The sequence below is a fragment of the Pseudomonas sp. R11F genome (assembly GCF_050312575.1).
In the GTDB taxonomy this organism is placed as follows: domain Bacteria; phylum Pseudomonadota; class Gammaproteobacteria; order Pseudomonadales; family Pseudomonadaceae; genus Aquipseudomonas; species Aquipseudomonas palleroniana.
In genome coordinates, this window is the sequence record NZ_JBNPJU010000045.1 from 20,565 (window position 1) to 27,325 (window position 6,761).

Annotated in this window: 7 protein-coding genes; 4 read left to right on the top strand and 3 right to left on the bottom strand. The window is 60.8% G+C overall.

What is annotated here, in order from left to right:
• Positions 1 to 8: 8 nt before the first annotated feature.
• Both antB and antA read right to left on the bottom strand, forming a co-directional pair.
• Positions 9 to 500 carry an anthranilate 1,2-dioxygenase small subunit gene (gene antB, locus ACQRBV_RS12255; protein WP_060754415.1) on the bottom strand — a complete coding sequence of 164 codons (492 nt, stop codon included), beginning with the start codon at positions 498 to 500 and terminating at the stop codon, positions 9 to 11.
• Positions 500 to 1,891 carry an anthranilate 1,2-dioxygenase large subunit gene (antA, locus tag ACQRBV_RS12260; protein WP_205344608.1) on the bottom strand — a complete coding sequence of 464 codons (1,392 nt, stop codon included), beginning with the start codon at positions 1,889 to 1,891 and terminating at the stop codon, positions 500 to 502. Before antA ends, antB begins: the two co-directional genes overlap by 1 nt.
• A 324-nt stretch (positions 1,892 to 2,215) precedes the next feature.
• On the opposite strand from antA, the gene ACQRBV_RS12265 reads away from it, so the two are divergent.
• Complete coding sequence (locus ACQRBV_RS12265) at positions 2,216 to 3,196, top strand: AraC family transcriptional regulator (protein ID WP_411985863.1); 981 nt, start codon at positions 2,216 to 2,218, stop codon at positions 3,194 to 3,196.
• A 106-nt stretch (positions 3,197 to 3,302) separates the two neighbouring features.
• Here ACQRBV_RS12265 and ACQRBV_RS12270 read toward each other — a convergent pair whose 3' ends face one another.
• Entirely contained in the window at positions 3,303 to 4,181 is an 879-nt protein-coding gene (locus tag ACQRBV_RS12270; protein ID WP_060754413.1) for a LysR family transcriptional regulator, read from the bottom strand.
• Between the two features lie 114 nt (positions 4,182 to 4,295).
• On the opposite strand from ACQRBV_RS12270, the gene ACQRBV_RS12275 reads away from it, so the two are divergent.
• Genes ACQRBV_RS12275 through catA form a run of 3 tightly spaced genes read left to right on the top strand, consistent with a single transcriptional unit; the run spans position 4,296 to position 6,698 of the window.
• Positions 4,296 to 5,423, top strand: coding sequence for a muconate cycloisomerase family protein (locus ACQRBV_RS12275; RefSeq protein ID WP_411985862.1), 1,128 nt, complete (start codon positions 4,296 to 4,298; stop codon positions 5,421 to 5,423).
• A gap of 12 nt (positions 5,424 to 5,435) precedes the next feature.
• Positions 5,436 to 5,726, top strand: coding sequence for a muconolactone Delta-isomerase (gene catC / locus ACQRBV_RS12280; protein WP_060754411.1), 291 nt, complete (start codon positions 5,436 to 5,438; stop codon positions 5,724 to 5,726).
• Between the two features lie 42 nt (positions 5,727 to 5,768).
• Complete coding sequence (gene catA, locus ACQRBV_RS12285; protein ID WP_104994817.1) at positions 5,769 to 6,698, top strand: catechol 1,2-dioxygenase; 930 nt, start codon at positions 5,769 to 5,771, stop codon at positions 6,696 to 6,698.
• The last annotated feature ends 63 nt before the right edge of the window (positions 6,699 to 6,761 follow it).

Here is a 6,761-nt window from a genome sequence, read left to right on the forward strand (position 1 = left end):
ACACGTGGTTAGAGGTGATAGAAATCCAGCACCGAGTTGATGGTGTCGTTGAGCAGCAACGTGTGTTTGCGCATGATCAACCAGCTGTCGCCATGGGGTTTGAGGCGATATGTAGCGTGCCCGTAAAACTGCTCCGATGTGGCCAGGCGGTAGAACAGCGTGTGCCAGTTCAAGCGCACCTCCAACGTGCCGTCCGCCTGCTCGGCAATCCGCACGTTATTGATCAGGTGCAAGGTGCGTGGCATCGGGGTCGCCGAAGCCGCCTTGCCGGTACGCAAACGGAACACGCGGTCTTCCAGGCCCGAACGGTTGGCGTAATAGATCAACGACATCTCCCGCTTGGGGTCGCGGGTATAGACGTGTTCCGAATCCCATTGCGGCAGGTGGAATTCGCTTTGCGGGTCGAACAACTGCACATAGGCGTCCCAATCCTGGGCGTCGCACAGTTCGGACTTGCGGTAGAAAAATTGCTCGATCCGGTACTGTAATTGCGCGTTCATCAATTCACCTCCCGCAGTTTCAAGGCTTTTTGATCGAGCCCGTTGAGCAGGAACTGCTGCCAGTTGCGGTGCTGGTTCACATACAAACCTTCGTGGGTAAATTCGGTGCCGGTCATGGCCGGTTGGATGCCGATGGCCTCGCTGTTCGGCGTCGGCCCGGTTTCCCAGCGATGGCTGCCGCGGGAAATATCACTCCAGCGTTCCAGGCGGCCCTGGAAACCGCGCTGGGCTTCGCGGAACTCCACCAGGTCATCCGGGGTGCCCATGCCGGACACGTTGAAGAAGTCTTCGAACTGGCGGATGCGGTTTTCACGGTCGGCGTCAGACTCGTGCTTCACCCCCAGGCACTGGCTGATGATCTCGGTCTTGTTCCACGCCACCGGGCGGATGATGCGCAGCTGCGAGCTGATCTGGTCGAGGAAGAACAGGCTCGGGTAGATATTCAGGTTGCGCAGGCGGTGCATCATCCACTCGGCCTTTTGCTGGCCGTGTTCGGACACCAGGCGCGGCATGATGGTGGCGTAGCCGGAGCGCACGCTGGGGTTGGGCATATCGCTGAACAGCACGCTGTGGCCATTGTTGAAGGCGAACCAGCCGTCATCGGTATTCGCGTCGCCGGCACCGAGCTTGCTGTAGTCCAGGGTGCCGGCAGACCCGCTGCCGTTCTCGGTATTCACTTGTTGGCGATGCTGCACCGTGGCCACGTAGTTGTAGTGCACGGTGCTGACGTGATAACCGTCCAGGCCGTTCTCGTTCTGCAGCTTCCAGTTGCCGTCATAGGTGTAGGCGGACTTGCCCGGCAGCACTTCCAGCTCCCCGGTGGCCGACTGGGCGACCATCATGTCGAAGAACACTTTGGCATCGCCGAGGAAGTCTTCCAGGCTGTCGCTGCCATTCACGTCCAGGCTGATAAACACGAAGCCCTTGTAGCTCTCGATACGTGCCTTTTTCAGTCCGCGCGTGGCCTTGTCGAAACCCTCCGGGTATTCCCCTGGCGCCTTGACCTTCACCAATCGGCCGTCGCTCTTGTAGCACCAGGCATGGAAGGGGCAGGTGAAGGTGGATTGGTTGCCTTTGCCGACCCGCGTCAGGGTCGTGCCGCGATGCTGGCAGGCGTTGATCAGTGCATTGAGTTGGCCTTCGCCGTCGCGGGTGATGATCATCGGCTGGCGCCCGGCGCGCATCGTCACGAAGTCGTGGTTGTTGGCCAGTTCGCTTTCGTGGCAGGCATAGATCCAGTTCTTTTCGAAGATCAGTTCCATCTCCAGGTCGAACAGTTGCGGCTCGGTGAACATGTCGCGGGCAATGCGGAACACTTCATCCACCGGGCGAAAATCCAGGCAGCCTTCAATAAATGTTTTCCACTGCTCGACGCTTCTTGCACCACTCATGGGAGGCACCTTTTTGATAGGGCTAATCGGTGGTTTATTAGAGGCAGCAGGGCAGGGCGTGGGCTATCCGCTTAATGGGGGAACCTGCTCCGGAAAATTGCCCCGGATAAGTGGGCAGCAAATACCCAACCCGGTGCATGGCGGTGACGGGATGCGCTACTGTCTTGCAGGGCGATGGTCGCAAAAGCCGACCGCTTATCCACTTAGTTGTCCATTGCTATCCACCCGCTGGCAATTGCGCGGGCGTGGCGCATTACTTGCTGTCAAACCACAACGACGCGCCGCCAGAGCGCGCAAATGCCTAACCGCCGTGGGTGCACCCTGATGAGCAGCCAAACGATTCAACGCTTCGACCTGGAAGGCGCCCGCAGCTGGATGTCCGGTATTTGCGGGCCGCATCGCCTGGTGACGGCCACGCCCGAACGCCTGCGCTTCCATCACAGCGCCAATGTGCTCAAGTCCCGCGCCACCACCCTGGGCGTGATCGAATACGGCACGGATGTGACTATCGACATCGAAGACGCCGAGCACTTCAGCAGCTATAGCCTCAGCCTGCCATTGGTGGGCGAGCAAGAGTTGAGCAAGAACGGTGAGCGCCTGAGTTCCAATCGCGACCAAGGGGTGATCATCTCGCCCAACGAGCATCAGGTACTGGCGATTTCCGGTGATTGCCGCAAGTTGCAGGTCGTGATTACGCGGGCGGCGATGAGTGAGTCGCTGGAGGGGCTGCTGCAACGGCCGATTGAGGCACCGCTGCGTTTTGAGTCGGTGATGGACGCGGTGGAGGGCGCCTCGGCATCCTGGTGGCGCATGGCGCGCTACTTCATTGCGGAGCTGGAGCACAGCAGCGAATTGTATGAGCAGACGGCGTTTACCCGGGACCTGGAAAGCTCGTTGATCAAGGGGTTGATCCTGGCCCAGCCGAATAATTACTCCGAAGAATTGCGCGACGTGCTCGGGGTGAAACTGCCGCACTATCTGATCCGTGCGCGGCAATACATCCACGACAATGCCCGCGAAGCAGTGCGCCTGGAAGACCTGGAAACCGCCGCAGGTGTCTCCCGGTTCAAGCTGTTCGACGCGTTCCGCAAGTACTTCGCCCTGTCGCCCATGGCCTATCTGAAAAAATACCGGCTGGGCGCGGTGCGCCAGGAAATCCTCGAACACGGCGCTACCCGCACCATTTCCGAAATCGCCCTGGGCTGGGGCTTCACCCACCTGGGGCGGTTTGCGGCGGAGTATCGCAAGCTGTTCGATGAGTCGCCGAGCCAGACCCAGCAGCGCAAGCGGCTGCGCAGTCTATGAAGCCCATGAAGATCCAATGTGAGAGGAGGCTTGCTCCCGATGGCGGGGTACCAGTCGATACAGAGTTGACTGAACCACCGCTATCGGGAGCAAGCCCCCTCCCACATTAGTTTGTCAACGCTTCCACCAGTTGCAGGCAATGACTGAGCCCAGGCGACTGGTCATTCACCCGGCGGCTGAGAATGATCGGCGAGGTCGCGGTGCTTTCCACTATCGGTGTGTAGCCGATATCGGCGCGGTGCAGCACCTGCACCGAGGCCGGCACCAGCGTCACGCCCATGCCTGCGCCGACCAGGCCGATGGCGGTCTGCAGTTCGTTGGTCCATTGCGCAACCTTGAGGCTCAAACCCTGCGCATCGAACAGTGCGATCACATGGTCGGCATAGCTGGGGCGCGGGTTGCCGGGGTAGAGCACGAAAGGTTCGGCGGCCAATTGAGCGAGGGTCGCGGGCGCGTCGAGCAACGGGTGGCCGGCCGGCAGCACGGCCACCAGCCGATCTTCCACCAGCACACGCTGGACGATGGCCGGGTCGTCGATGCGAATACGCCCGAAGCCCACATCAATGCGCCCTGCCTTGAGGGCTTCGACCTGCTGCAAGGTGGTCATCTCCGACAACCCCAGCTCCAGTTCCAGCGTCTCGTGATTGCGCAGCCGGCGGATCAATTCCGGCAGCACGCCATACAGGGTCGACGGTGCAAAGCCGATGCCCAGCCAGGTTTTCTCGCCCAGGCCGATGCGCCGCGTGTTGTCGCAGACCGTGTTCAACTGCTCCAGCAGCACCTTGGCGTGCTCATAGAAAAACCGTCCGGCTTCGGTCAGCCGCAGCGGCCGGCCGCGCTCCAGCAGCGTCACGCCCAGCTCATCTTCCAACTGCTGGATCTGCCGGCTCAGCGGCGGTTGGGCAATGTGCAGGCGTTCGGCGGCGCGGGTGAAGTTCAGGGTTTCACCCAGTACCCGGAAATAGCGCAGATGACGCAGTTCCATATCGACTCCTTTGATACCTGTAGGGTATCGCTTGAGACCAATTCTATATTGGAAGCCCGTGAAGTTGCGCAGCAGAATCGGCTCAAACCCATAAAGAACCCAGCGGGTATAGTTATGCCGATTTGTACCATCGAGTCGATCGAGACGATCATCGTCGACCTCCCGACTATCCGCCCGCACAAGCTGGCGATGCACACGATGCAGAACCAGACCCTGGTGATCATCCGCCTGCGTTGCAGCGACGGTATCGAAGGCCTCGGCGAAGCCACCACCATCGGGGGCCTGAGCTACGGCAACGAGAGCCCGGACAGCATCAAGGTCAACATCGACCGGCACTTCGCCCCGCTGCTGATCGGCCAGGACGCGAGCAATATCAACGCGGCCATGCTGCGCCTTGCACGCCACATTCGCGGCAACACCTTCGCCAAATCCGGCATCGAAACGGCCTTGCTCGACGCCCTCGGCAAACGCCTCGATCTGCCGGTCAGCGAACTGCTCGGCGGGCGTGTACGTGATGCCTTGCCGGTGGCCTGGACCCTGGCCAGCGGCAATACCGAGCAAGACATTGCCGAGGCCGAGAAGATGCTCGACCTGCGTCGCCATCGCCTGTTCAAATTGAAGATCGGCGCGGGTGAGGTGGACCGTGACCTGGCCCATGTGATCTCGATCAAAAAGGCCCTGGGCGATCGTGCCAGTGTGCGGGTCGACGTCAACCAGGCCTGGGACGAGGCGGTGGCCCTGCGCGCGTGCAGGGTGCTGGGCGATAACGGTATCGATCTGATCGAACAACCGATCTCGCGTAACAACCGTGGCGGCATGGCGCGACTCAACCTGTCGAGCCCTGCGCCGATCATGGCCGATGAGTCTATCGAGTGTGTGGAAGACGCCTTCAACCTGGCTCGCGAAGGCGCCGCCTCGGTGTTCGCCCTGAAGATCGCCAAGAATGGCGGCCCGCGCGCCGTATTGCACACCGCTGCGATTGCCGAAGCGGCAGGTATCGGCCTGTATGGCGGCACCATGCTCGAAGGGGGAATCGGCACCCTGGCTTCGGCCCATGCCTTTCTCACGCTGAACCAGTTGGCGTGGGGCACCGAACTGTTCGGTCCGCTGCTGCTCACCGAGGACATCCTGACCGAGCCACCGGTGTATCGCGATTTCCAACTGCATGTCTCCACCGCACCGGGCCTGGGCCTGGCCATCGATGAAGAGCGCCTGGCGTTCTCGCGTCGTGATAAACACTAAGAGGCGCCTGCCATGTTGTTCCACGTAAAAATGACCGTGAACCTGCCTTTGGACATGAACCCCGAACGTGCAGCGGCCTTGAAGGCCGAAGAGAAAGCCTTGGCGCAGCGCCTGCAGCAAGAGGGCCAGTGGCGCCACCTGTGGCGGATCGCCGGGCATTACGCCAACTACAGCGTGTTCGATGTCGACAGCGTGCAAGCGCTGCACGACCTGCTGATGCAATTGCCGCTGTTCCCTTATATGACGATCGAGGTGAACGCTCTGTGTCGTCACCCATCGTCGATCCATGACGACGACCGTTAAGCCTGCTTCTACACCGAATAACTACAAGATGAGGAATGCACCATGTCCATCCGACTGTCCCAGACGCTGCACGCCCAACAGTTTCTTGAAGAAGTCAGCGGTAACCTCAATGACGGCGGCAACCCGCGCACCAAGACCCTGATCTACCGTATTTTGCGCGACACCGTAAACATCATCGAAGACCTGGAAGTGACTCCGGAAGAGTTCTGGAAGGCGGTCAATTACCTCAATGAGCTGGGCAAGCACCAGGAAGCCGGTTTGCTCGCGGCCGGACTTGGCCTTGAGCATTACCTGGACCTGCTGATGGACGCTGCCGATGAGCAAGCGGGCAAGTCCGGCGGCACGCCGCGCACCATCGAAGGCCCGTTGTATGTGGCCGGGGCGCCGCTGAGCAAGTACGAAGCACGGCTGGATGATGGCCTGGATGACGCGGTGCCGCTGTTTATGCGCGGGCAGGTGCGCGACACCGACGGCAAGCCGCTGGCGGGGGCGATTGTGGATGTGTGGCAGGCCAATACCGGCGGCACTTATTCGTGGTTCGACCCCACGCAATCGGAGTTCAACCTGCGCCGGCGCATCGAGACCGATGCCCAGGGCAACTACCGTTTTCGCAGCATCGTGCCGTCCGGCTACGGCTGCCCGCCAACCGGCCCGACTCAGCATTTGCTCGATCAACTGGGGCGTCATGGGCAGCGGCCGGCGCATATTCACTTCTTCATTTCGGCGCCTGGGTACCGGCACCTGACCACGCAGATCAACCTGTCGGATGACCCGTACCTGCATGATGACTTTGCCTATGCGACACGCGATGAGTTGATTGCCGAGATCCGTTTCAGTGACGACCCGCAGTTGGCACGGGAGCTGGGTGTGGAAGGGCGGTTTGCGCAGATTGATTTTGACTTTGAGTTGCAAACCGCCGCCGCGCCGGTGGAGCAAAAGCGCATGCAGCGAGTGCGTGCCCTGGAAGACTGAACGCGGTCAAAAAATGTGGGAGGGGGCTTGCTCCCGATCGCGGTGTGTCAGTGGCTGATATGT

Coding starts and splice junctions, on each gene's coding strand:
- antB (WP_060754415.1), bottom strand. CDS start 500: ATGAACGCGCAATTACAGTACCGGATCGAGCAATTTTTCTACCGCAAG.
- antA (WP_205344608.1), bottom strand. CDS start 1,891: ATGAGTGGTGCAAGAAGCGTCGAGCAGTGGAAAACATTTATTGAAGGC.
- ACQRBV_RS12265 (WP_411985863.1), top strand. CDS start 2,216: ATGAGCAGCCAAACGATTCAACGCTTCGACCTGGAAGGCGCCCGCAGC.
- ACQRBV_RS12270 (WP_060754413.1), bottom strand. CDS start 4,181: ATGGAACTGCGTCATCTGCGCTATTTCCGGGTACTGGGTGAAACCCTG.
- ACQRBV_RS12275 (WP_411985862.1), top strand. CDS start 4,296: ATGCCGATTTGTACCATCGAGTCGATCGAGACGATCATCGTCGACCTC.
- catC (WP_060754411.1), top strand. CDS start 5,436: ATGTTGTTCCACGTAAAAATGACCGTGAACCTGCCTTTGGACATGAAC.
- catA (WP_104994817.1), top strand. CDS start 5,769: ATGTCCATCCGACTGTCCCAGACGCTGCACGCCCAACAGTTTCTTGAA.